Below are 25,253 nucleotides of genomic sequence, written 5' to 3' on the forward strand. Positions count from 1 at the left end.
ATCACCGGACCGGCCGCGTCAACAGTGTCCGAACCCGGGATCGACGCACCAGGAGCCCCCGAACCGGTCACCTTCACGCCGTCGGCGGGATCTACCGCGCCACAGGCCTTCATGGCCGCGGCGACGACCACCACAACAGCCCCGGTTCCGGCTCCGAGCACCTCCCAAGGCCTGGTCGGTGCTCTGGCATTCCTCGGACTACTGCCCGCCGGTGGCCCGGTCGTACCGGCGGCCAACCCCGCACCGTGGACCCTGCTGTGGTGGACCCAACGCGCCCGGTCACTGCTGAACAACCAAAGCCCCACGGCCGCACCCACACTGACCCCAACGGGTGATGGGTACACCATCAGCCTGGGCGCCACCGACCCCGACGGCGACCCACTCACCACCACCATCACCACACAGCCCACCAACGGTGTCATCACCCCCAACGCCGACGGCACCTTCACCTACACCCCCAACGCCGGCAGTACCGCCGCCGATCAGTTCACCGTCACCATCAGTGACTCCGGTCCCCACATTCACGGACTGGCAAGTATTCTCGCCCTCTTCACCGGGCAGAACCCACACACCCGCACCGTCACCATCCACATCCCCGAAACCAGCACGCCACCTGCCAACCAGCCGCCGGTGGTCGACCCCGACCAGGAACCCACTGTCGGCACCCCCGACGCCGTCACCGGTTCGGTGGTGGTCACCGGCCTGGCGAGCATGGTCACCGACCCCGACAACGACCCACTGATCTTCTACACCACCGACACCGACGTCGTCTTCGACGATCAGAACCCCGGCACCTTCACGTGGACACCAACCACCGAACTTCGCCACGACGCCGCCGTCCCGGGTGCCCCGCACACCCACACCATCGTCATCACCGCCGATGACGGTAACGGCGGCACCGTCGACCTCACCGTCGTCGTCCCCATCGGCCCGCAGAACACCACCCCCACCCTCGCGATCTCCCCACCATCCACCCCCACACCAGGTTCGGCAACAGTCACCGGCACCATCACCACCGGAGACAACGACTCCGACGACCTCACTTTCACTGTTGCCGGTGCAACACCCACCGGCACAAATACTTTCATCACCGCAGGCGGCGCCACGCTGGTCATCGACCCGACCACCGGCACCTACACGTACACTCCCTCCGGCGCACAACAACTCGCGGCGTCCTACGTAAACGCCACCACTGCGGACCTCTCAGAAATCGTCACTCTCACCGTCGACGACGGACACGGCGGAACTGTCACCGAAAGCATCGACGCGCCGGTATCCGGAATAATCCTCCCCGGCGGCGGCTACTTGGACACGCAGTTCGGCCCTGACGGCACCGTCCACCAGGGCACCGCCACAGTCGACCCCACTACCGGCGCCCTCGACACTGTCTACATCACCAGTATCAGCCCCACCGGAACCACAACCATCGCTCTGCTCGGCATGCCCTTCAGTGTCATTAACGTCGGCCCTGACGGCACCGCCCACCAGGGCACCTTCACCAGCGACCCCACGACCCATTCCCCCAACGGCTTCTACATCACCAGCATCAGCACCACCGGAACCACAACCACCACAATCCTTCCAGGCTTCCCCTCCGGCGGCATGCAGTTCAGCCCTGACGGCACCGTCCACCAGACCACCATGGCCATCGACCCCAACACCGACGAAACGTACGTCACCAGTATCAACCCCACCGGAACCATCACCACCGCCCTGCCAGGCTCACCTTTGGGCAGCGTTCAGATCGGCCCTGACGGCACCGCACACCAAACCACCATGGGTATCGACCCCAACACCGGCGACTACGGCTACCGCATCACCAGCATCAGCCCTACCGGAACCGCCACCACCACAACCCTGCCCGACTACCCCTTGGGCACCATGCAGATCGGTCCTGACGGCACCGTCTACCAAACCACCGGCCCCTACGACACCAACACCACTATCACCAGCATCAGCACCACCGGAACCACAACCACCACAACCCTGCCCGGCTCGCCTGTCGGCGGAGTTCAGATCGGCCCGGACGGCACCATCTACCAAACCACCTACGGCGACTACAGCTACTACATCACCAGCATCAGCACCACCGGAACCGTCACCACCACCCTGCCCGGCTTCCTTTACTCCGTCATGGAGATCGGCCCGGACGGCACCGTACACCAAGTCACATACACCTCAGACCCCATGACCGGCGTCGACACCTTTCACATCACCAGCATCAGCACCACCGGAACCGTCACCACCACCACCCTGCCCGGCTACCCCTACAGCAACGCCACGCAGTTCGGCCCCGACGGCACCTCCTACCAAATCACCCGCAGCCTCGACCCCAACACCGACGAAACGTACGTCATCACCATCAGCCCCACCGGAACCACAACCACAACGCCCCTGCCCGGCGCCCCCTGGGGCGACATGCTGATCGGCCCTGACGGCGCTGTCTACCAAACCATCCACACCTCTGACCCCAACACCGGATTCACCACATACCACATCGCCAGTATCAGCACTACCGGACCCATAACCACCACCCCATTGCTCGGAGAGCCCGCCGGCGACATGCAGCTCGGCCCCGATGGCACCGTCTACCGAGCGACCTACACCTACGACTTCAGCACCGGCGACGGCACCACCCACATCACCAGCCTCAGCGCCACCGGCACGACAACCACGACAACCGTGCCCGACAGGCCTGTCGGCGGAGTTCAGATCGCGGCCGACGGAACCGTGCTCCAATTCGTGACCGATGGCGATGTCACACGGCTGGTCGTAATCAAACGTGCCGACACCACAGCGCTGGTGTGATCCTTATCGAACAATCCCAGCTCTGACGAGTTGCCCGAGCGCGGCAACGATCAACGACCAAACCCCGCACACGCGATGAACAACTTCCTCGCCCGCACCGACCCCACAGCCGATCAGGCCGCATAAAAATCAGGGGTTCCGCCGTCTACAGAACATGACTCAGCCCAACTGATGACCAATACAGCATGGGAATACCAATCCCCCGTCACCCGGACCTACTTCGGGGCGGGCAAGGTTGAAAGGGCAAGGCCAAAAGCAAGATTGAAGAGACGGTCGTCGCCGTCCTGTCCGTTCTGTCAGCGCAAGGTATTGACGCGCCCGACGCGCTCGGTGACCGCGTGCGAGACTGCGACGATATCGACACACTCCCGACATGGCTGAGCCCGGCCGCCACAGCCGAGACCATCAGCGACGTCTTCGACTGAACAGTCCGGTCGCCGACGGATCGCGGCACCGCTCGGGCTGTTCGGAGCACGGGCCTTACCGGCAACTACAGATCCGGCGACGACTTGCGCGAAATGTTGCTGTGCGGTCCGGAATCCGGACCCCACAGCAACATTTGGACGGTCAGGTCAACGACCTGAAGGACCGGTCTTTTGCGCGCTTCTCGTCCCGATCACAACCCGCGCGCGAAGTCGATGAGCAGCGCGTTCACCGCCTCGGGTTGTTCGAGGTAGCCGAAGTGACCGGCCTTCTCGACAAGCTCGTAGCGTGAGCCGGGGATGGCGTCGGCTACTTCCTTGGCGAGTTTGACCGGGAGTGTGCGGTCGTCGGCGAAGCCGATCACCATGGACGGAACGGTGATACCGCGATAGGCGGCCAGACGGTTGCCCTCGTGTTGGTGGATCCCGTACTGGGCGCGCACGCCCGGGGTGACCTTCTGAGGGGAGAAACCGATGATGTCGAGCCAGTCCTGGGCGGCCCGATCGTTGTCGAGGGTGTGCGGCGACAGATTGAGGTGGGCGGTGATCGCGGCCTCGTACTCCGGCGGCAGGTTGATGCCGTTGTCGTAGAGGGCACGTTCACCGGCCGAGATCGCCCGCTGCAGTGGGGTGTTACGGCCATAGGTGGCGATCATGACGGCACCACGAACGACATCTGGCCGGGCCAGGGCCAACTCCTGGGTGATGTGGGCACCGAGGGAGGTGCCCACAACGATGGCCGGACCCTCTCCGAGATGTTCGATGAGTCCGGCGGTATCGGCCACCATGTCACCGATGGCGAACCCGTCGGGGCATTCGGAACTGGGTGCGATACCGCGATTGTCGAAGAGGGCGACGCGGAATCCGGCTTTGAGGAGGGCGGGTTGCTGGTTGGCCTTCCAGACCCGTCCGGGGCTACCGGTTCCCATCACCATGACGATGAGCGGGCCGGAGCCGGCGACCTCATAGGAGATGTCGATGCCGTTGATGCGGGCGATCTCAGGTTTCTTCATGCTTTGTCCACCACAGGGTTCGAGAGTGTGCCGAGGCCGGCGACGCTGACCGAAACACGTTGGCCCGCTACCATGGGACCCACGCCTTCGGGAGTGCCGGTGAGGATGACGTCACCGGGTAGCAGTGTCATCACCCGGGAGATCCATTCGATGATCGCGCCGATGTCGTGAATCATCAGCGAGGTCCGCGAGCGCTGCTTCACCTCACCGTCGAGTTCGGTGATCAGTTCGACATCGGAGGGATCGAAGTCGGTGTCGATCCACGGGCCGAGCGGGCAGAAGGAGTCGTACCCCTTGCCCCGGGTCCACTGCCCGTCGGCCTGCTGGTGATCGCGGGCGGTCACGTCGTTGGCGATTGTGTAGCCCAGGATGACGCTCGCAGCCTTCGCCGCGGGAACGTCCTTGCAGGGCTTGCCGATGACGACGGCGAGTTCACCCTCGAAGTCGACGCGCCGGGACGACGGCGGACGCACGATGGGCACCTCGGGTCCGATGATCGAGGTGTTGGGTTTGATGAAGATCACCGGATCGGCGGGAGCCTCACCGCCCATCTCGGCGATATGCGCCGCGTAGTTCTTGCCGATGCAGATCACCTTGGTGGCCAGGATCGGAGCCAGGACCCGCACGTCGGCCAACGGCCAGGACCGGCCGGTGAAAGTCGGCGTGCCGAAAGGATGCTCCGCGATCTCCCTGGCGACGGGCACACCCCCGTTCTCAGCGGTGGAGCCGTCTTCGATGGAGACGAACGCGACGCCGTCGGGACTGGCGATACGACCTAAACGCATGCGGAAAGCCTAGCCGACGGAGTGGCAGCGCTATGCACCCCGGCAATCGACGTCACACCGCCTGTACTAGAATATGGACATATGTTCCCAAATATTGGGAACTCAACAACGCCGCTCCCGAAAGGCGCCCCCATGCACGATGATGTGAGCAACGCGCAACGGTGGTCGATGCTGGTCTGCTCGATGATCGCCGCGATGACCACCACCTGCGTCGTCAGCGGCGTCCCCTACCTCATCCCCACGCTGCACACCGACGAAGGACTGTCACTGACCACCGCATCCGTGGTGGCCACCGTTCCCACCATCGGCCTGATGATCGGGATCATCCCGTGGGGCGTACTGCTCGACCGCTACGGCGAACGACTGGTGCTGATGGTGTCGCTGTCGGGCACCCTCGTGGCCGCCGTGGCCGCCGCGGCCGCCGCACTCGGCGACGCACCGACCGCCGCGCTCTCGGCGTGCCTGTTCCTGGGCGGCGTGGCCTCAGGTGCCGCCAACGGTGCCAGCGGCCGGATCGTCGTCGGCTGGTTCCCGGCACACCGGCGCGGCACCGCGATGGGCTTCCGGCAGATGGCTCAGCCCCTCGGTATGGGACTATGCGCCTTGACGATGCCCATCATCGCCGCCGCACACGGGGTCGGTGCGGCACTGCTGGTCCCGGTCGCGGTCACCGCGGTGGGACTGGCCTGCTGCGTCTTCGGCATCCAGGACCCGCCCTCGACCACCGAATCCGCCGGCCCGAGCCGACCGGACACAACGCCGGCCACCCCGGACAATCCTTACCGAACAAGCAACTTCCTGGCCCGCGTGCACGCACTCAGTGTGGCGCTGGTGATTCCGCAGTCCATGCTGTGGACATTCGTACCCACCTGGCTGATCGTCGACCGCGGCTGGGCACCGGCCGCCGCCGGAACCCTGATCACCGCAACACAGATCACCGGCGCACTCGGCCGCATCGGGGCCGGAAAGCTCTCGGACGTGATGGGTTCGCGGATGCGGCCGATCAGCCTGATCGCCATCACCGCAGGCACCGCCACCGGTGCGCTGGCAGTGCTCGACGCCGTCAACTCTCCGGTCGCGGTGGCGATCATGGTCATCGCCTCGATCGCGTCGGTCGCCGACAACGGTCTCGCGTTCACGGCGATCGCCGAATACGCCGGTCCCCGCTGGAGTGGCCGCAGCCTCGGAATCCAGAACACCGCGCAGCACCTGGCGACAGCCGCCACCACACCGCTTCTCGGTTCGGCGGTCTCGCATCTCGGTTTCGCGGCCGCCTTCGGGTTGACGGCCCTCGCCCCGTTGATCGCGCTGCCGCTAATCCCGCGCGATGCCACGTAAGTGGTTGCGGACAGGGTGATCTCACGGGGTTTCGAGGCTCATCGCCTAGCGGCTCTTCGCACCTCAACCGGCAGGACAAGTCATCGCCTAGCGGCTCTTCGCACCTCAACCGGCAGGACAGCTCATCGCGGGGCGGCTCTTCGTACCTCGGTCAGTGGGACGGCGCTTCACGGGTCGGCGGGCGTGAGCGCCGAAACCCCGTGAGACGACGATGTCCGCGACCGCCAGAAGGAGGTCGCGGACATCGGGGTCGGAATCAGACGCGGGCGAGGATCCGGTCGCCGATCGCCGTGGTGCCAAGGGTCTCGTCACCACGCTCGGCCACATCGGCGGCCACCGCGGCCTCGATGCGGGCGGCGTCGTCGGCACGGCCCAGGTGCCGGAACAGCAGCGCCACCGACAGGATGGCGGCAGTCGGGTCGGCCTTGTCCTGGCCGGCGATGTCGGGCGCACTGCCGTGCACCGGCTCGAACATCGACGGGTTGGTGCCGGTGGCGTCGATGTTGCCCGAGGCGGCCAGCCCGATACCGCCGGTCACCGCGGCCGCGAGGTCGGTGATGATGTCGCCGAACAGATTGTCGGTGACGATCACATCAAACCGCGACGGATCGGTGACGAGGTAGATGGTGGCGGCGTCGACATGGCAGTAGTCGGTGGTGACGTCGGGGAACTCGGCGCCCACCTCCTCCACGGTCCGCGCCCACATCGAACCGGCGAAGGTGAGCACATTGTTCTTGTGCACCAGCGTCAGCTTCTTGCCGCGCTCGCGCGCCCGCGCGAACGCGTCCCGTACCACCCGCTCGATACCGAAGCGGGTGTTGACGCTGACCTCGGTGGCCACCTCGTGCGGAGTGCCGACGCGGATCGCGCCACCGTTGCCGGTGTACGGGCCCTCGGTGCCCTCGCGGACCACCACGAAGTCGATCTTCGGGTCACCGGCCAGCGGCGACCGCACACCGTCGAACAGGATCGACGGCCGCAGGTTGACATGGTGGTCCATGGCGAACCGCAGCTTCAGCAGAAAGCCGCGTTCGAGCACGCCCGACGGCACCGACGGGTCGCCGATCGCGCCGAGCAGAATCGCGTCGTGCTCACGCAACGAGGCCAGATCGGCGTCGGTGAGCAGCTCACCGGTCGCGTGGTAGCGCCGCGCACCGAAGTCGTAGTCGGTGGTGGTCAGTTCCGGCTCGAGCTTGCGGGCGACCCGCAGCGCCTGATCGATGACCTCGGGTCCGATGCCGTCGCCGGCGATCACTGCCAGTTTCATGCCAGGTCCACCTGTTCGATCAGGGTGGCGCCGACGGCGTCACGGATCTCGGCGATCAGGTCGTCACCGAGTTCACGGTCGACGCGCAGGATCAGGGTGGCGCCGTCGCCCTCGACATCCTGCGACAGCGCGGCGGCGAGGATGTCGATGCCCGCGGTACCGAGCAGCGTGCCGACCTTGCCGAGCGAACCGGGCTGATCGGAGTAGCTGACGATCAGGTTGAGGCCCTCGGCGCGCAGGTCGATGTTGCGGCCGTTGATGTTGACGATCTTCTGCACCAGGCGTGGCTCGGTGAGGGTGCCCGACACATTGGCGACGGACCCGTCGGCGAACACGGCCTTGACGTCGACGACGCTGCGATGGTTGGGGCTTTCGGTGGCGGTGGTGACCTCACTGGTCACGCCGCGCGCCTGCGCAACCGCGGGGGCGTTGACGAAGGTGATGGGCTCGTCCAGGACCGCCGAGAACAGACCTCGCAGCGCCGACAGGCCGAGCACGTCGACGTTGCCGGCGGCGAGTTCACCGAGCACCTCGACGTTGATCGAGGTGGGTACGTCGGTGGTGATGGCGCCGATGAGCACACCGAGCTTGCGGGCCACCTCCAGCCACGGGGCGACCTCTTCGTCGACAGCGCCGCCGGTGATGTTGACCGCGTCGGGCACGAAATGTCCGGCCAGGGCCAGCCGTACGCTCTTGGCGACGTCGGTTCCGGCGCGGTCCTGCGCCTCGCTGGTGGAGGCACCCAGGTGCGGGGTCACCACGACCTGGGGCAGGTCGAACAGCGGCGAATCGGTGCACGGTTCGGAGTTGAACACGTCCAGGCCGGCAGCGCGGACCTGGCCGGAGGTGATGGCGTCGGCCAGCGCCTGCTCGTCGACCAGGCCACCGCGGGCGGCGTTGACGATGACCACGCCCTTCTTGGTGCGGGCGAGCTGGTCGGCGCCGATGAGACCGAGGGTCTCGGGCGTCTTGGGCAGGTGCACGGTGATGAAGTCGGCACGCTCGAGCAGCTCATCGAGGGTGACCAGCTCGATGCCGAGCTGAGCCGCGCGGGCCGCCGACACGTACGGGTCGTAGGCGATGATGTGCGTTTCGAAGGCGGCCAAACGGGCCGCGACGAGCTGGCCGATGCGGCCCAGGCCCACCACGCCGACCGTTTTGTCGAAGATCTCGACACCGTTGAACGAGGACCGCTTCCAGGTGTGTTCGCGCAGGGTGGCGTCGGCGGCCGGGATCTGCCGCGACGCCGACATCAGCAGCGCGATCGCGTGCTCGGCGGCGGTGTGGATGTTCGAGGTGGGCGCGTTGACGACCATCACGCCTCGTTCGGTGGCGGCGGGCACGTCGACGTTGTCCAGGCCCACACCGGCGCGGGCGATGATCTTGAGGTTCTTACCGGCCTCAAGCACCTCAGCGTCGACGGTGGTGGCCGATCGGACCAGGATGGCGTCGGCGTCGACGACGGCCTCCAACAGCTTGGGACGGTCGGGACCGTCCACCCAGCGGACCTCCACACCGTCGCCGAGAGCCTCGACGGTCGAGGGGGCCAGTTTGTCAGCGATCAAGACGACCGGACGTCCTGCTGAGGTCACAGTTCTCTTCTCCAGTTTTCGGAATGGATCCACCCCGGACACCGTGGTGCCGACCGGGCGAAATGCTAGGTGCGCACCCGCCAGCTTAGAGGTCGCCACAACGGGCCGGGCCAGCGGATCTGCCACACATGGAGCGTCGGCACATTGTTGTATACATTGTGGTCGGTATTACATGCCGTAGGGTCTGTCTTCACATGGGACCACACGGACTCAGCCGTCGCGGATCGGAACACGACGGAACCACTCGGACCCTATCGGGCCCATCGGGCCTGACAACCGGGCACCATGAGCTCCGGGAACACATCACTGCCGACGGTCGGTGGTGCGCACTGAGACGAAGCTGGAGCGGGAATGGCGCGAAAACTGACGGCACTGGTGGCTGTGTTGGCCACGATGGTGCTGGCAGCCTGGGGGTCGGGTGCGGCGAATGCGGCACCGGCGAAGATCCCTCTCGGCGGCGGATCGGGCATCTACGTGATGAAGAGCAAGGATATGGCCTCGTCCTGCACCCTCACCACCATCGGCCGCGCCAAGAAGACCAACAAGCTCATCGGCATCACCGCCGGGCACTGCGGTGAACGCGGGCAGTACGTGCTGTCGGAAAAGTTCACCGACCGTGGCATCGCCGGCGTGATCACCTACTCCGCCCAGGACATCGATATCGCCGTCATCGAGTTCGACGAGAAGCTGGTCACCCCGCTGCGCAAGGTGCAGGGTGTGGCCATCAACGGCATCGACGCCCGGCCGCTGTCATTCCCGACCATCGCCTGCAAGCAGGGCCGCACCACCGGCAACACCTGCGGCATCGCCTGGTTCTCGAAGGGGCACGAACACTACAGCCAGATCTGCATCGTCGAGGGCGACTCGGGCTCCCCCGTCGTCGTCGGTGACAAACTGGTCGGAATGGTCAACGCCTACTACACATTCGGCTGCATCGGCACCGAAACCGGCACCAACATCGGCCCCATCCTCACCCGCGTCGCGGCGTTGCCCTCCTACGGCGGGTTCCGCACGATCTGACCGGCGCCACGCCGCAACCTCGAACACCCGATGCCGAACACCCCGCGTCCGTGACGCGGGGTGTTCGGCATCGCGGGCACGTCGCCCGGGGGTTCGCTACTCGGCGCCCGCCAGCGACAGCCAGGTCTGCACCACGGTGTCCGGAGTCAGCGACATCGACTCGATCCCCCGCTCCACCAGCCACGCCGCGAGGTCCGGGTGGTCCGAGGGGCCCTGGCCGCAGATGCCGACGTACTTGCCGCGGCGCACGCACGTTTCGATGACCGAGGCCAGCACCTTGAGAACCGCGGGATTGCGCTCATCGAAGTCGTGCGCCACCAGCGCCGAATCCCGGTCGACGCCCAGGATCAGCTGGGTCATGTCGTTGGAGCCGATGGAGAAGCCGTCGACGCGGTCGAGGAATTCGTCGGCGAGCAGATAGTTCACCGGAACCTCGCACATCATGACAACCCGCAGACCGTTCTCGCCGCGCCGCAGACCGTGCGAGGCCATGATCTCCAGCACGTCATCGAGCTCTTCGACGGTCCGCACGAACGGAACCATGATCGTGACGTTGCGCAGGCCCATCTCGTCCCGGACCCGGCGCAGCGCCTCGCATTCGAGGGCGAAACACTCCCGGAAACCCTCGGAGACGTAGCGGGCCGCACCGCGGTACCCGATCATCGGGTTCTCCTCGTCGGGCTCGTAGATGTCGCCGGCCAGCAGGTTGGCGTACTCGTTGGACTTGAAGTCCGACAGGCGCACGATCACCGGTTTCGGATCGAAGGCGGCGGCGATCGTGGCCACCCCCTCGGCGACACGGCTGGTGAAGAACTCTGCGGGCGTCGGGTATGCGGCGGTGATCCGGTCGACCTGATCACGCAGTTCCGGTGCCAGCGTGTCACGTTCGATGAGCGCCTTCGGATGCACCCCGATCTGCCGGTTGATGATGAACTCCATCCGCGCCAGCCCCACCCCACTGTTGGGCAGTGCGGCGAACGCGAAAGCCTGGTCGGGGGTGGCGACGTTCATCATCAGCTTCACCGGGATCTCCGGCATGTCCTCCAGCGACGTCAGATGCTCCTGGAACGGCACCAGTCCCCGGTACACCCGGCCGGTGTCACCCTCGGCGCAGGACACGGTGACGTCCTGGCCGTCGGTGAGCGTGGTGGTGGCATCGCCGGTCCCGACGATCGCGGGTACGCCCAGTTCGCGGGCGATGATCGCGGCATGGCAGGTACGGCCACCGCGCTCGGTGATGATCGCTGCGGCGCGCTTCATCACCGGCTCCCAGTCCGGGTCGGTGATCGCGGCGACCAGCACGTCACCGGGCTGCACCCGGTCCATCTCCTTGATCGAGCGCAGCACCCGCACCGGACCGGACCCTATCCGCTGCCCGATCGAGCGGCCCTCGGCGAGGACGTCGGCTGCGTCGGCGGCGGCACGATCGATCTCGAACCGCGACAACGACTGTCCGGCCTCGCCGCGCCGGGAGACCACCGTCTCGGGCCGCGCCTGCAGAATGTAGAGCCGGCCGTCGAGGCCGTCACGACCCCATTCGATGTCCATCGGCCTGCCATAGTGCTTCTCAATCGCGACGGCGTGCCGGGCGAGTTCGGTGACCTCGTCGTCGTCGATGGAGAACCGCAGCCGCTCGTCGGCGTCGACGTCCACCCAGCGGGTCGCCGAATCGATACCGGTCCCCTCCGCGTACCGCATCGCCACGGCCTTCTCGCCGACGGTGCGCGACAAGATGGCGTCGCGGCCGCTCTTGCCCTCCTCGATGGCGGGTTTGTAGACGTAGAACTCGTCCGGGTTCACCGCGCCCTGCACCACGGCCTCACCGAGTCCGTAGGCGGCGGTGATGAACACGGCCCGGTCGAAACCCGATTCGGTGTCGACGGTGAACATGACCCCCGAGGCACCGATGTCGGTACGCACCATCCGCTGCACACCCGCGGACAGGGCGACCTCGTCGTGGACGAAGCCGTGGTGGACGCGGTAGGCGATTGCGCGGTCATTGTACAGCGAGGCGAACACCGACTTGACCGCTTCGAGGATGTTCTCGATGCCGCCGATGTTGAGGTAGGTCTCCTGCTGGCCGGCGAACGATGCATCGGGGAGATCCTCGGCGGTGGCGCTGGAACGGACCGCCCAGGTCACCTCGTCCGGGTGGGTGTCGGCGGCCACGAGTTTGTCGTAGGCGGCGCGGATGTCGTGCTCGAGCGGCTCGGGGAACGGGTGGTCGAGGATGAGTCGGCGGATCTGCTCACCGCGCTTGGCGAGTTCGGTGACGTCCTCCACGTCGAGTCCGGTGAGGATGTCCCGGATCGTCGCATCCAGCCCGCCCTCGGCGAGGAAGTCCCGGTACGCGTCGGCCGTCGTGGCGAAGCCTCCGGGGACCCGGACACCCGCATCGGCGAGGTTGACGACCATCTCGCCGAGCGAGGCGTTCTTACCGCCGACCTGCGGAACATCGGACATGCCGATTTCGGTGAACCAGAGAATCGTAGACATCGAGGAGCCTTTCGGGTGGTGTGCCGTCCGTATCAGCGGTGGCGCAGTTTCATCGTCGTGAGAATGATGCTGGCCATTTCTTCCACGCTCATGGCGTGGGAGTTTATGAAGGGAATCCCGTTGTCCCGGTACAGGGTTTCTGCGTCGCGCAGCTCGGTGCGGCAACGCGCGAGAGACGCATAGCCACTGCCGGGCCTGCGCTCGCCCCGCACCTGGCTCAGCCGTTGTGCGGTCGTGGTCAGCCCGAACAGCCGATCGCGGTACGGTGCGATCGCTTCGGGCATCACACCCGGCGTGTCGTCGTCGGTGAGTGGGTAGTTGGCCACCCGCAGGCCGTACTGCAGAGCGAGGTACATCGCGGTGGGAGTCTTGCCGCAGCGCGACGGCGCGACGATGATCAGGTCGGCCCGGTCGATGTGCCGCAGGGACTGGGCGTCGTCATGGGCGAAGGTGTACTCCACCGCGTCGATGCGCTCGTGGTAGCGGGCCAGGTCACCGACGCGATGGTATTCGGTCGCCTCCCCGGTGCGGATGGTGTCCAGGGCCTCTTCCAGGTGCGTCAGATGCGGCCCGAGAAGGTCGATGATCTCCCCCGGGGCGTCCTGGAACTCTTCGGCGACACCGGCCGCACGGACGGTGACGAACACGATCGGCTTCACCGCCGACCCGTCCGCCGCCGCACGGATGATGCCGACGGCTCGGCGGGCCGCTTCGACCGAGTCGGTGAACGGCAGGACATGCCGTTCGAAGTCGAAATCCGGGAACTGTACGAGCAGCGCGTTGCCCAGTGTCTCCGCGGTGATACCGGTGCTGTCGGAGACGAAGAACACCGGCCGCTGCTTCGGACTCACCACACGCTCCCTGTCGCCGTTGGCCGTATCGGCCAACATACCAACAGGCGATGCCGCCGCCACGCGGCGGCCGGTCGATTCACCTGCGGAAAGGCCGTTCTGACTTACAAGCGCCCCAAATCAGGCGGTTTCGGTGATCGGGCGATCAACCCAGCTCATCAGGTCGCGCAGCTTCTTTCCGGCGACCCCGATCGGGTGCTCGGCGTTGGCTTTACACAGACCTTCGAGTCTCAGTGTTGCCGCCCTCAACGTTCGCGACGAGGCGCTTGACCAGCCCGGCCCGGCTCTCACGGACCCACGAGCGCGAGCGGCACCACCGCCACACCGTCGGATCGCCGATAAGCGGTCGTGCCCGTCGTCACAACGATGAGGTCGGCCATTCGATGCGGCAGCCGTTCTCGGAGCCAGATGAGGTGACGCACATCTCGCGCGGTCACATCAGGCGCGAGCTTCACCTCGACGCCCAAGATACGACCATCGGCACCTTCGACGACGAGATCGACCTCGCGGTCGCCTCCGGCGAGGCGAAGGTGGCTGACGCGAGCCTCCGCCGCCTGTGCCATCACCCGAATACCAAGCATTACCAGCGATTCGAACAATGGTCCGGCCATATGCGCACCGACTGGTCCGAGCAGCGATTCTGCCGATAGGTTCAACAGGCGCGCGGCGAGCGCGAGATCGGCGAGCTGATGTTTCGGGGCCTGCTGAAGTCGGCTGATCGCGTTGTTCGCCGGCAACCATCCCGGGATCGGGTTCATCATCATCACCGATCCCGAATGTCGTCTGCCCGGAGATCACGCCACTCCCGTCGAGAAGAGTCGACAGCGAGACCGTCGGAACCGTGATTCCGCGCTCGTGCAAACCCATCGGCCGCATACGCAACGACAGAATTCGACCCGCGCCACTGTGCGTGCCCCCGGCGTCACCTGCGGTCGCCGACCCGGTGAGCAGAAATCGGCCGACCGGCACTCCGGTATCGACCTGTCGCCGAACCGAATCCCAGACCTGAGGTAGTTTCTGCCACTCATCGATCAGAACTGTGCCACTCGGGCAAGGACGCGAGTGTGAAATCCGCTCTGGCCACCTCACGCTGGGCTGGGTCATCGAGGTACAGAGCCGCAGTCGCGCGACGGCGCGCGGTGTCCGTCTTGCCCACATTCTTGGGTCCGTCGAGCGCGATCGCCGGTGCGGCTGGCAACAGCTCATCAAGTTCGAGGTCAACGGTCCGGTCCAGGTAGGTCACTGCGGCTACGCCACCTCTCACGGAATCACTACGCTACCTCTCACGGGGTCGATACACTACCATTTGCGGACGAAGATCGTCCAGACGCGATGACCGGGAAACGTAGCGCGCAAGCCCGGTCCTTCAGGGCCTGGTAAGCGCATCAACCACTAGCTTGTGCCGGGTACGAGTGTGGTTGTTTTCGTGTTCGGCGACACAATCGACGAGTCGCTGGTGTGTTCGATGGGTGCAGTTGCGTTACCGGTACCGCCGGTTACGAAAGCGAGGACCCCTGTGAGATCGACATCGAAACGGAAGATCCACGTTCCTATCCGAACCCATAGAAGCAACCGTCCGGGTCCTCATCCAATCGGATGAAGACCCGGACGGTGCGATGAAAAGCGCTGAGAATCAGGCGGTTTCGGTGATCGGACGATCCACCCAGCTCATCAGATCGCGCAGCTTCTTACCGGTGACCTCGATCGGGTGCTCGGCGTTGGCCTTACGCAGACCTTCGAGTTCGGTGTTGCCGCCCTCTACGTTGGCGACCAGACGCTTGACGAAGGTGCCGTCCTGGATGTCGGTGAGGATGGCGCGCATCCGCTCCTTGGTGTCGGCGTCGATGACGCGCGGACCCGACAGGTAGCCACCGAACTCGGCGGTGTCGGACACCGAGTAGTTCATGCGCGCGATGCCGCCCTCGTACATGAGGTCGACGATCAGCTTCAGCTCGTGCAGCACCTCGAAGTAGGCCATCTCGGGGGCGTAGCCGGCCTCGACCATGACCTCGAAACCGGTCTTGACCAGTTCCTCGGTGCCACCACACAGCACGGCCTGCTCGCCGAACAGGTCGGTCTCGGTCTCTTCCTTGAAGGTGGTCTTGATGACGCCGGCGCGGCCACCGCCGATCGCGGAGGCGTAGCTCAGCGCCAGGGCCTGACCCTCGCCCTTGGGGTCCTGGTCGACGGCGATCAGGCAGGGCACGCCCTTGCCGTCGACGTACTGGCGGCGCACCAGGTGACCGGGGCCCTTCGGGGCGACCATGCCGATGGTGACATTGGCCGGGGGCTTGATCAGGCCGAAGTGGATGTTGAGGCCGTGACCGAAGAACAGCGCGTCGCCGTCCTTGAGGTTGGGCTCGATATCCTCGGTGAAGATCTTGGCCTGGCTGGTGTCGGGGGCCAGCAGCATGATCACGTCGGCCCAGGCGGCGGCCTCGGCGTTGCTGAGCACCTTCAGACCCTGCTCCTCAGCCTTTTCCCGCGACTTGCTGCCCTCGCGGAGACCGATCGCGACCTCGACGCCGGAGTCGCGCAGTGACAGCGAGTGTGCGTGTCCCTGGCTGCCGTAGCCGATGACGGCGACCTTGCGGCCCTGGATGATCGACAGATCAGCGTCGTCGTCGTAGAAAAGTTCGATCGCCACAGTGGATTCCCTTCGATATGTGGCCCGCGGAGAAACTCTGCGCTTCTCACGGAGTGGGTGGTTGCTATCAGTCTTAGCCGATCGGCCCGAAGCGAAAGAGCATGGGGCCGATGAGCAGGGGCTGCTCAGCGGTTGGTGGACATACTCTTGGGACCGCGGCCCAGCGCCACGGCACCGGACTGCGCGATCTCCCGGATGCCGTACGGATCGAGCATCCGCAGCAGCGCCTCCAGCTTTTCCGAGGTACCGGTGGCCTCGACGGTCAGCGACTCGGGTGAGACGTCGATAACCTTGGCGCGGAAGAGATTCACCACTTCGAGAACCTCGCTGCGGACCGCCGAATCCGACCGCACCTTGATCAGCATCAGCTCACGCGCCACCGACGCCGCCGGATCCTGCTCGACGATCTTGATGACATTGATGAGCTTGTTGAGCTGCTTGGTGACCTGCTCGAGCGGGAAGTCCTCGACGCTGACCATGATGGTCATCCGCGAAACACCCTTGAGTTCGGTCGGTCCCACCGCGAGGGACTCGATGTTGAATCCGCGGCGCGAGAACAGCGAGGACACGCGGGCCAGAACACCCGGCAGGTCCTCGACCAGCACGCTGAGGGTATGTGTGGTGCTCACTGGTCACCCTTCTTGCCGTCTGTGGCCTTGTTGTCGGCCGCCGCGTCCGGGCGGGCCATCGTTTCGTGGATGTCGACCGGATCGGACGCCGAGTCCTCCTCGTCGAATAGCGGCCGGATATTGAAGGCCGCCATGATCTCGTCGTTGCTGGTACCGGCGGCGACCATCGGCCACACCTGCGCGTCCTTGCCGACGATGAAGTCGACGACCACCGGGCGGTCGTTGATGGCGCGGGCCTGGGCGATCACCTCGTCGACGTCGGCCTCGTTCTCCACCCGGAACGCCGCACAGCCGAGTGCCTCGGCCAGCTTGACGAAGTCGGGGATCATCTTCGAATGCGTCGACAGGTCGGTGTTGGAGTATCGCTCATCGTAGAACAGGGTCTGCCACTGCCGGACCATGCCCAGGTTGCCGTTGTTGATGAGCGCGACCTTGATCGGGATGCCCTCGATGGCGCAGGTGGCCAGCTCCTGATTGGTCATCTGGAAGCAGCCGTCGCCGTCGATGGCCCACACCTCGGTCTCGGGAGAGGCCATCTTGGCGCCCATCGCCGCCGGCACCGCGTACCCCATCGTGCCCAGGCCACCGGAGTTGAGCCAGCTGCGCGGCTTCTCGTACGAGATGAACTGCGCGGCCCACATCTGGTGCTGGCCGACGCCCGCGACGTACACCGCGTCCGGACCGGCCGCCTTGCCGATCGAGGAGATGACGAACTCCGGCGACATCGAACCGTCGGACTGACGGTCGTAGCTCAACGGGTAGGTACTGCGCATCTTGTTCAGGTACGCCCACCATTCACTGATGTCGGGCACCGCCGGAGCGGTGGCCCGCTCGCCCCGCAGGGTCTCGATCAGGTCGATGATGACGGCCTGGCAGTCACCGACGATCGGCACGTCGACGGCCCGGTTCTTGCCGATCTCGGCCGGGTCGATGTCGGCGTGGATGACCTTGGCATCGGGTGCGAACGAGTCGAGCTGGCCGGTGACGCGGTCGTCGAACCGGGCACCGAGGGTAATCAGCAGGTCGCTGCGCTGCAGGGCGGCCACCGCGGCGACGGTGCCGTGCATACCGGGCATGCCCAGGTGCTGCTGGTGGCTGTCGGGGAAGGCGCCACGCGCCATGAGCGTGGTGACCACCGGAATGCCGGTCAGCTCGGCCAGCTCCAGCAGTTCGGCCGACGCGTTGGCCTTGATGACGCCACCGCCGACGTACAGCACCGGGGACTTGGCGGCGTTGATGAGCCGCGCGGCCTCCCGCACCTGCTTGCCGTGCGGTTTGGTGACCGGGCGGTAGCCCGGCAGATCGATCTGCGGCGGCCACGAGAACGTGGTCTGGGCCTGCAGGATGTCCTTCGGGATATCAACGAGAACCGCACCGGGACGGCCGCTTTCGGCGATGTGGAACGCCTCGGCGATCACCTTCGGGATGTCGGCGGCGGCCTTCACCAGGAAGTTGTGCTTAGTGACCGGCATCGTGATACCGGAGATGTCGGCTTCCTGGAACCCGTCGGTACCGATCAGGTGGCGGGCCACCTGGCCGGTGATCGCGACGACCGGAACCGAATCCATCTGGGCGTCGGCCAGCGGGGTGACCAGGTTGGTGGCACCCGGGCCCGATGTGGCCATCATGACACCGGCCCGGCCGGCGACCTGCGCGTAACCGGTCGCGGCGTGACCCGCGCCCTGCTCGTGACGGACCAGGACATGCCGGACCTTGGTGGAATCGAGCAGCGGGTCGTACACGGGGAGCACCGCACCACCGGGGATACCGAAGACCACGTCGACGCCGAGTTCCTCGAGCGAGCGGACCACCGACTGCGCTCCGCTGACCCGCTCGGGCGCGACGACATTCTGGGAAATGGCACGGAGGTTGCCACCCGCGGGCGACGGCTGCCGGCCTCGCGCCGCGCCTGCTGCGATATCTGAGACTGGCGCCTCGCCCGCCCCGCTGCGTGCTGTTGGTGCGCTCACTGCACGATCCTCATCTGGTTTGACTGAAACTGCTGCTGACAACAAAAAACCCTCGACAGCTGTGCTGTGCGAGGGTGGCGCGTCGATGCTGTGAGGTCTACGAAGTGACCGGTCAGGCGACGACGCGCCGGCCGATTACTACGAGAAACTCAAACTGCATCACGGCAAACACCGTAGAACCGCACCTACTGCGGAGTCAAACTCCATCCCAAATACTCCCATATTTTGGGAAATGGCAGGTCGAATCCACTCCACTGTGTCCACCACCCCGACCCGGTCGTCCCCGACGAGGGCCGTCGTCCACAATGAGGACCGTGGAGAACAACCCGGCCGACAACGACTCTGTGGACAACAACGCTCTGGACAACAACGCAGTGGACAACAACTCGGGCGACAACAGCCCGGCACACGATGACGCGGCGGACGCGGTGAACACCGGAGCGCCGTCCGACAGCACGACCGGCGACGGTAAGGCCGACGGGGCGGTGGCCGCGAACCCGGCACGCCCGGCAACCGAGGTGATCGCGCTGCCGGTGTCCTTCCACATCAGCAAACTGGCCTACTTCACCATCCCCCTCACCCTCCTCGTCGCGGTGATCCTGGCCGGCGCATCCGTCGTGTGGCTCGGCTGGACAATCATCGTGCCCGTCCTCCTGCTGCTCTGGATCCGCCGCGTCCGCACCGACGTCACCGACACCGGCCTGCACGTCGTACACACCCTGGGCGAGAAGGATCTGCCCTGGGACCGGATCCGCGGCCTGCAATTCCCGAAATGGTCGTCGGTGCGGGCCGTCCTCGACGACGGTTCGCGGGTCCGCCTGCCCGCCGTCACCTTCCGCGACCTCCCTCTGCTCTCGGCTGCCAGCGACGGGCGAATCCCCGACCCGTACGCGAAATAGCCGGTCCGTGCCCGAGTGACCCGTTCGCCGGGCGAGGTGCGGCGCACCGGCGGTCACCGAGGCCGGGCGGCCTGACAAACACACAAGTACGACCGGGATCAGCCGCACGTTCGCCACGCCCCGTCACCGGACTTCGCCACGCGGCCGGTTTTGATGCGGTGTGCGGACTGGGCGTAATCTTGCTGGGTGTGACGCTTACAGCGTCGAGCGAATAAACAGCCCACCGCTTGGTGTTGAACCCAGGACATCCAGCGTCGGCCGGCCGGCGGGAAGCCACCTCTGCCCCGCCCGACCGGCATCTCAACCACACCAGAGGTCCTGAGAGCTCAGTTCTCTCACGGAGATTCAGAGGAAACCACGATGCCAGCCCTGAGATCACGCACCACCACCTTCGGTCGCGAAGCGGCCGGCGCACGCTCCCTGTGGCGCGCGACCGGCATGACCGACGACGATTTCGGCAAGCCGATCGTGGCCATCGCCAACTCGTTCACCCAGTTCGTGCCCGGTCACGTGCACCTGCGCAATGTCGGCGAGATCGTCGCCGAGTCGGTGCGCGCCGCCGGCGGCGTCGCCAAGGAGTTCAACACCATCGCCGTCGACGACGGCATCGCCATGGGCCACGGCGGCATGCTGTACTCGCTGCCCAGCCGCGAGATCATCGCCGACTCCGTCGAATACATGGTCAACGCACACACCGCCGACGCCCTCGTCTGCATCTCCAACTGCGACAAGATCACCCCCGGCATGCTCAACGCGGCGATGCGGCTGAACATCCCCACCGTCTTCGTCTCCGGCGGACCGATGGAGGCCGGCAAGGCGGTGATCGTCGGCGAGGTGGCGCACCCGTCGTCGGACCTGATCACCACCATCTCCGCCTCCGCCAACAGCGACGTCGATGACGACGGCCTCAGCGAGGTCGAACGCTCGGCATGCCCCACCTGCGGGTCGTGTTCGGGCATGTTCACCGCCAACTCGATGAACTGCCTCACCGAGGCACTCGGCCTCGCCCTGCCCGGAAACGGCTCGACACTGGCCACCCATGAGGCACGCCGCGCACTGTTCGAGAAGGCCGGACGCATCGTCATCGAGGCCGCGAACCGCTGGTACCAGAACGACGACGCCTCCGTGCTGCCACGCAACGTCGCCACCGCCACCGCCTTCCGCAACGCGATGGCGCTCGACGTGGCGATGGGCGGCTCCACCAACACCGTGCTGCACATCCTCGCCGCCGCCCAAGAAGGCGAGGTCAGCGACTTCGACCTGTCCACCATCGATGAGATCAGCCGTCGCGTGCCGTGCCTGTCGAAGGTCTCCCCCAACTCCGACTACCACATGGAGGACGTGCACCGGGCCGGTGGAATCCCCGCGATCCTCGGGGAACTCCGCCGTGCCGGACTGATCGACGACTCGACGAGCACCGTGTACTCCCCGTCGATGGCGCAGGCACTCGACGACTGGGACATCCGCGGCGGCAGGGCGGTCGACGAGGCGTTCGCCCTGTTCCACGCGGCCCCGGGCGGGGTGCGCACCACCGAGCCCTTCTCCACCGCCAACCAGTGGAGCAGCCTCGACACCGACGCCGAAGGCGGCTGCATCCGCGACCTCGCGCACGCCTACACCGTCGAGGGCGGACTGTGCGTGCTGCGCGGCAACATCGCACCCGACGGCGCGATCCTCAAGACCGCCGGCATCGACGAAGACCTGTGGAACTTCGAGGGCCCCGCCCGCGTCGTCGAAAGCCAGGAAGAGGCCGTGCAGGTCATCCTGTCCAAGACCATTCAGGCCGGCGAGGTGCTGGTGGTCCGCTACGAGGGCCCCGCGGGCGGTCCCGGCATGCAGGAGATGCTGCACCCCACCGCCTTCATGAAAGGCACCGGCATGGGCAAGAAGTGCGCCCTCATCACCGACGGTCGGTTCTCCGGTGGATCGTCGGGCCTGTCGATCGGCCATATCTCCCCCGAGGCCGCATCCGGCGGAGCCATCGGCCTGATCGAGGACGGCGACCGCATCTTCATCGACGTCAAGACGCGCGCCCTCAAGGTTCTCGTCGACGACGATGTGCTGGCCGAACGTCGCGCCAAGATGGAGGCATCGGAAAGGCCGTGGCAGCCGAAGGACCGCGTTCGTCCGGTCACCATGGCGCTGCGCGCCTACGCCAAGATGGCCACCTCCGCCGACAGGGGCGCCGTCCGTCAGGTCGACTGACCCTCGCCCCACCGTCCGAGTCGCAAGCCCCGACACCCGCCGGTTGAGGCGCAGCCCTGATTTACGCCGGTTGAGGTGCGAGCCTGCGAGCCTCGAAACCCGGTGAGACGACGATGTCCGCTCACCGGGTTCGAGGGTACGTCGTGATCAGGGAGCCGGGTTTCCCGGTGAGTCCAGCGGATTGGTGCCGTTGAACAACACCCAGATCGTGACCGCGGCGGCCACACTGACCACGACCAGACCGAGTGATCCCCACAGCGGCCTCGTGGTCCAGCCACGACCGTAGTCCAGGGCCAGCCGGCCCGGGCCGGTGAGCAGAATCGCCAGGGCCGCGCAGATCAGCGTCACCTCATACTCGATGCCTACCCCGCTGCCGGTGAAGTACCACAGGCCACCGGCCAGAGTCACCTTGAACGTGGCCGCCACCAGCATCACCCCGAGCACCGCCGACGCCGCGACCGGCGTCAGCAACCCGAGGATCAGCAGCGCGCCGCCCGCTGCCTCGCTGACCGCCCCGAGCACCGACAACCAGCCGGCGGCCGAACTGTCGAAGCCGATCGACGGATCGGCCGCATTGACCAGGAAGTCCTCGAATCCGTCGAGGCCGGGACCGTTCCACCAGCCGAACAACTTCTGCAACCCGTGCGCGAGTGCCGCCGCCCCCACGGCCGCCCGGAGCACCAGAAGACCTACGTCGAGGGTGCCGCGGCGGGTTTCGGTGCCCTCGGCGGCCTGCGTGTGATCGGCGGCCGGATCGACGGTGTCGCGGGGGTCGAGTACGGACGTTTCGGCGGTGTCCACACGTGCCGGCTCGCCCGGATCGTCGGACCAGCGCTCGTCGTACAGTGCCGGGCCGACCGCCGAGTACGCCATCGCCGGTTCAGGAAGCAGCTCCTGCGTCGGCTGTGGTGTGGCCGGGCCGGCGGGGTATTCGTCATCGGCCGCGTCATCGATGGGGACGGGGTTGCGGATCGAGGCGGTCGCGACGGTTGCCGGATCGGGATCGGGATCGGTGGCCGGGGCGGCGGTCGCCGACGGTTGCGCTTCCGTGTCGTCGGTGTGCGGAGCCGCCGCGTACCCTGTCGCCTCGCCCGGCTGCTCCTGCGCTCCGGGGTCGGCGGGCGGTTCGTCCTGTTTGGCGCCGCCACCTGGACGGAAGGCTGCCCAGCGGGATTTCTTCACCGATTCGATGCGTTGCGGGACTGCCCGCCCGGCCGGACGTTCGACCACCTCCGTCGGTTCCGACCCCTGATCCGGCCCCGCCTGATCCGACTCCTGATCCGGCCACGCCTGACCGGACTCCGCCTGATCCGGCCACGCCTGATCGGACTCCGCCTGATCCGGCCACGCCCGATCAGGGGTCGGATCCGGGCCCGCCGGGGCGGACGCGATGGGTTCGGTGGCCACGTCCGCCGACGTGTCGCCGGTATCAGCTGACCGGACGTCACCGGAGAAGTCACCGGATTCGGGGGCCGAAGCCTGAACGGCGGCCGGCGCCGATTGCGGCACGTCCCACCCCTGAGCGCCTGCCTGACCCGGAACGCCCGCCTGATCCGGCGCCCTCCATTCGGCGGCAACCGGCGCCGCGGGCGGTTGGTCCGGGCGCACCGACGGATCCTGCCGCCTGCCGCGGACACTGGGGGTGACCGTCTCCACCTCCCCCGGATCCAGGTCGTCCAGATCATCGACCCGGCGGAGCCCCGCCCGCGCATGCCGATCATAGAAACTGTCCCGGTCGACGTCCTCACCCGGCCGGGGTCTCGACTGTGGTTGTCGCGCGCTGTCGGGCAGCTCGAACGCGCCCGTCGGTTCGTCGTACGGGCTCGCACCGTTCCCGTCGTCGCTGTTGCCGCCGCTCACATCATCGACTGTAAACACTGGCGGCGCGCGTCCGCCGGATCACGCTGCGGCGAGTCGGCCACCACCGGCCGGGTACCGCCATCGCATCCGATCGGACGCGAACCCACCCTCGGACGATCGCTACTGTGGAGGCATGCGCAATCGGCCCGCCGCCCCCACCGACAGCCGTGCCGGTGATCCCGTCGGCGCGGCGCACGGCACCTTCCGGCGTGCCTCGCTCGGGGTTGCCGCGATCCTCGGTTCAACTGTCCTCGCCCTGTCCGGGTGTGTCAGTTTCAACGACCAGGATCAGACCCGCGAAGCCGGCGGGTTCAGCAACAATCCGGTACCCGACATCATCGCGCCGACCACCCCGGACTCACCGGCCGACCCGAGCGAGGGGCAACAGGGGCCGCCACCCACCGGACCCTGCGTCGACCCCGACAACGCGGTGATCGCCACCTGCCTGACATCCACCGGCGGCGTGCACCCGGCCGACGCCGAAGGCAGGACCACCTACGTCGCCGAACGCACCACCGGCAACATCATCGTTTCCAAACGATATGGGCCACAACGTGTTCTGGCCACGATTCCGGTCGATGCGAGTGGCGACGGCGGGCTGATCGACTTCGCCTTCTCGCCCACCTACGACCAGGACGGGCTGATCTTCGCCCTCATCACCACCGGCAGCGACAACCGCATCGTGCGGGTGGCGGCCGGTGATGTGCCCAAACCGATTCTCACCGGAATCCCCAAAGGCGCCACCGGCAACATGGGGTCGATGTACTTTCAGTCGGCCGGTGAACTGATCGTGGCCACCGGCAACGCGGGCAGTACGGCCGCCGCCGACAACCCGTCCTCACTCGCGGGCAAGGTGCTGAAGGTGTCCCCGTTCCGCGATGCCGGACGCCCCCAGGTGGTGGCCGGTGGATTCGGCGGCAACGTCGCCCTCTGCCCCGACTCCGACACCAAGACCCTCTATGTCGCCGACCACGGCGAAGCCGGTGACCGGCTGTTCTCCGTCGACAAGAACGGTCCGAAGAAGCTGTGGCAGTGGAACGACAACCCGCAGATCGGCGGCTGTGCGGCGTCCGGCGGTGTCATCTACGTGGCGATGACCCGCGCCAAGCGCATCGATTCGATCGCCGCGCCTACCGCGCAGAAACCCACCATCACCGATCCGGCACCCGCCGACGTCGCCAAACGATTCGGTCACGTCGCCCGCCTGGCCCCCATCCCCGGCGGTGTCCAGCTGGCCACGGTCAACAAGTCGGTGCCCGGTGCCGAAGTGAAAACCTACGACGACCGCGTCGCCATCTTCAACCCGCCCCAGCCCACCGAGGATCGTATGTAGCTCGCGGCGGCGCACCTTCGCCGGTTGAGGTGCGAGGAGCGCTGGCGACGAACCTCGAAACCCGGTGAGAGAACGATGTCTTCTCAACGGGTTTCGAGGCTCGCAAGCTCGCACCTCA

The 25,253-nt window shown here is 66.5% G+C and carries 18 protein-coding genes and 2 pseudogenes; 6 read left to right on the forward strand and 14 right to left on the reverse strand.

The features are described from left to right. The first annotated feature begins 24 nt into the window (after positions 1 to 24). Complete coding sequence (locus tag GII31_RS14565) at positions 25 to 2,808, forward strand: Ig-like domain-containing protein (RefSeq protein WP_260840004.1); 2,784 nt, start codon at positions 25 to 27, stop codon at positions 2,806 to 2,808. A 616-nt stretch (positions 2,809 to 3,424) separates the two neighbouring features. Here GII31_RS14565 and GII31_RS14570 read toward each other — a convergent pair. Together GII31_RS14570 and GII31_RS14575 are read right to left on the reverse strand one after the other, a co-directional pair. After that, complete coding sequence (locus GII31_RS14570; protein ID WP_213244145.1) at positions 3,425 to 4,243, reverse strand: alpha/beta fold hydrolase; 819 nt, start codon at positions 4,241 to 4,243, stop codon at positions 3,425 to 3,427. Continuing rightward, positions 4,240 to 5,028 (reverse strand): fumarylacetoacetate hydrolase family protein, encoded by a 789-nt coding sequence (locus tag GII31_RS14575; protein WP_213244146.1) that lies wholly within the window; start codon positions 5,026 to 5,028, stop codon positions 4,240 to 4,242. Before GII31_RS14575 ends, GII31_RS14570 begins: the two co-directional genes overlap by 4 nt. Positions 5,029 to 5,160: 132 nt before the next feature. Between GII31_RS14575 and GII31_RS14580 the strand changes: the two genes are divergently transcribed. Further along, on the forward strand, positions 5,161 to 6,366 hold the full coding sequence (locus tag GII31_RS14580; protein WP_213244147.1) for an MFS transporter: 1,206 nt from the start codon (positions 5,161 to 5,163) through the stop codon (positions 6,364 to 6,366). A 256-nt stretch (positions 6,367 to 6,622) separates the two neighbouring features. On the opposite strand, the gene GII31_RS14585 is transcribed toward GII31_RS14580, so the two are convergent. After that, positions 6,623 to 7,633: a 3-isopropylmalate dehydrogenase gene (locus GII31_RS14585; protein WP_213244148.1), complete on the reverse strand. Its 1,011-nt coding sequence runs from the start codon at positions 7,631 to 7,633 to the stop codon at positions 6,623 to 6,625. Then, positions 7,630 to 9,225, reverse strand: coding sequence for a phosphoglycerate dehydrogenase (gene serA, locus GII31_RS14590; protein WP_213244149.1), 1,596 nt, complete (start codon positions 9,223 to 9,225; stop codon positions 7,630 to 7,632). Before serA ends, GII31_RS14585 begins: the two co-directional genes overlap by 4 nt. 351 nt (positions 9,226 to 9,576) lie before the next feature. On the opposite strand from serA, the gene GII31_RS14595 reads away from it, so the two are divergent. After that, positions 9,577 to 10,245 (forward strand): chymotrypsin family serine protease, encoded by a 669-nt coding sequence (locus GII31_RS14595; RefSeq protein ID WP_213244150.1) that lies wholly within the window; start codon positions 9,577 to 9,579, stop codon positions 10,243 to 10,245. 96 nt (positions 10,246 to 10,341) lie between these two features. On the opposite strand, the gene ppsA is transcribed toward GII31_RS14595, so the two are convergent. The 9 genes and pseudogenes from ppsA to GII31_RS14640 form a co-directional block, all read right to left on the reverse strand. Beyond that, on the reverse strand, positions 10,342 to 12,741 hold the full coding sequence (gene ppsA / locus GII31_RS14600) for a phosphoenolpyruvate synthase (RefSeq protein ID WP_213244151.1): 2,400 nt from the start codon (positions 12,739 to 12,741) through the stop codon (positions 10,342 to 10,344). 32 nt (positions 12,742 to 12,773) lie between these two features. Continuing rightward, a complete protein-coding gene (locus tag GII31_RS14605; protein WP_246221884.1) occupies positions 12,774 to 13,592 on the reverse strand; it encodes a pyruvate, water dikinase regulatory protein in 819 nt (272 codons plus the stop codon). Between the two features lie 120 nt (positions 13,593 to 13,712). Beyond that, positions 13,713 to 13,863: pseudogene (locus tag GII31_RS14610) on the reverse strand (ketol-acid reductoisomerase); the annotation flags it as partial. Between the two features lie 16 nt (positions 13,864 to 13,879). Next, positions 13,880 to 14,356 (reverse strand): DUF4143 domain-containing protein, encoded by a 477-nt coding sequence (locus GII31_RS14615; protein WP_246222321.1) that lies wholly within the window; start codon positions 14,354 to 14,356, stop codon positions 13,880 to 13,882. A gap of 148 nt (positions 14,357 to 14,504) precedes the next feature. Further along, positions 14,505 to 14,696: pseudogene (locus tag GII31_RS14620) on the reverse strand (hypothetical protein); the annotation flags it as partial. After that, complete coding sequence (locus GII31_RS14625) at positions 14,617 to 14,835, reverse strand: hypothetical protein (RefSeq protein ID WP_260840005.1); 219 nt, start codon at positions 14,833 to 14,835, stop codon at positions 14,617 to 14,619. The gene GII31_RS14625 and the pseudogene GII31_RS14620, both read right to left, overlap by 80 nt. A 390-nt stretch (positions 14,836 to 15,225) precedes the next feature. Continuing rightward, positions 15,226 to 16,239, reverse strand: a complete 1,014-nt coding sequence (ilvC, locus tag GII31_RS14630) for a ketol-acid reductoisomerase (protein WP_213244153.1) — start codon at positions 16,237 to 16,239, stop codon at positions 15,226 to 15,228. Positions 16,240 to 16,364: 125 nt separating this feature from the next. Further along, on the reverse strand, positions 16,365 to 16,868 hold the full coding sequence (gene ilvN, locus GII31_RS14635) for an acetolactate synthase small subunit (RefSeq protein WP_213244154.1): 504 nt from the start codon (positions 16,866 to 16,868) through the stop codon (positions 16,365 to 16,367). Further along, positions 16,865 to 18,838: an acetolactate synthase large subunit gene (locus GII31_RS14640; RefSeq protein WP_213244155.1), complete on the reverse strand. Its 1,974-nt coding sequence runs from the start codon at positions 18,836 to 18,838 to the stop codon at positions 16,865 to 16,867. The genes ilvN and GII31_RS14640 overlap by 4 nt, the downstream gene beginning before the upstream one ends. A gap of 314 nt (positions 18,839 to 19,152) precedes the next feature. Between GII31_RS14640 and GII31_RS14645 the strand changes: the two genes are divergently transcribed. Both GII31_RS14645 and ilvD read left to right on the forward strand, forming a co-directional pair. Next, on the forward strand, positions 19,153 to 19,737 hold the full coding sequence (locus GII31_RS14645) for a PH domain-containing protein (protein ID WP_246221886.1): 585 nt from the start codon (positions 19,153 to 19,155) through the stop codon (positions 19,735 to 19,737). 360 nt (positions 19,738 to 20,097) lie between these two features. Then, entirely contained in the window at positions 20,098 to 21,942 is a 1,845-nt protein-coding gene (gene ilvD / locus GII31_RS14650; protein ID WP_213244157.1) for a dihydroxy-acid dehydratase, read from the forward strand. Positions 21,943 to 22,089: 147 nt separating this feature from the next. Here the strand turns inward: ilvD and GII31_RS14655 are convergent, their stop codons facing one another. Next, complete coding sequence (locus GII31_RS14655; protein WP_246221887.1) at positions 22,090 to 23,802, reverse strand: DoxX family membrane protein; 1,713 nt, start codon at positions 23,800 to 23,802, stop codon at positions 22,090 to 22,092. Positions 23,803 to 23,935: 133 nt separating this feature from the next. On the opposite strand from GII31_RS14655, the gene GII31_RS14660 reads away from it, so the two are divergent. Further along, positions 23,936 to 25,135 (forward strand): PQQ-dependent sugar dehydrogenase, encoded by a 1,200-nt coding sequence (locus GII31_RS14660; protein WP_246221888.1) that lies wholly within the window; start codon positions 23,936 to 23,938, stop codon positions 25,133 to 25,135. The last annotated feature ends 118 nt before the right edge of the window (positions 25,136 to 25,253 follow it).

This window comes from Gordonia pseudamarae, assembly GCF_025273675.1.
GTDB lineage: Bacteria > Actinomycetota > Actinomycetes > Mycobacteriales > Mycobacteriaceae > Gordonia > Gordonia pseudamarae.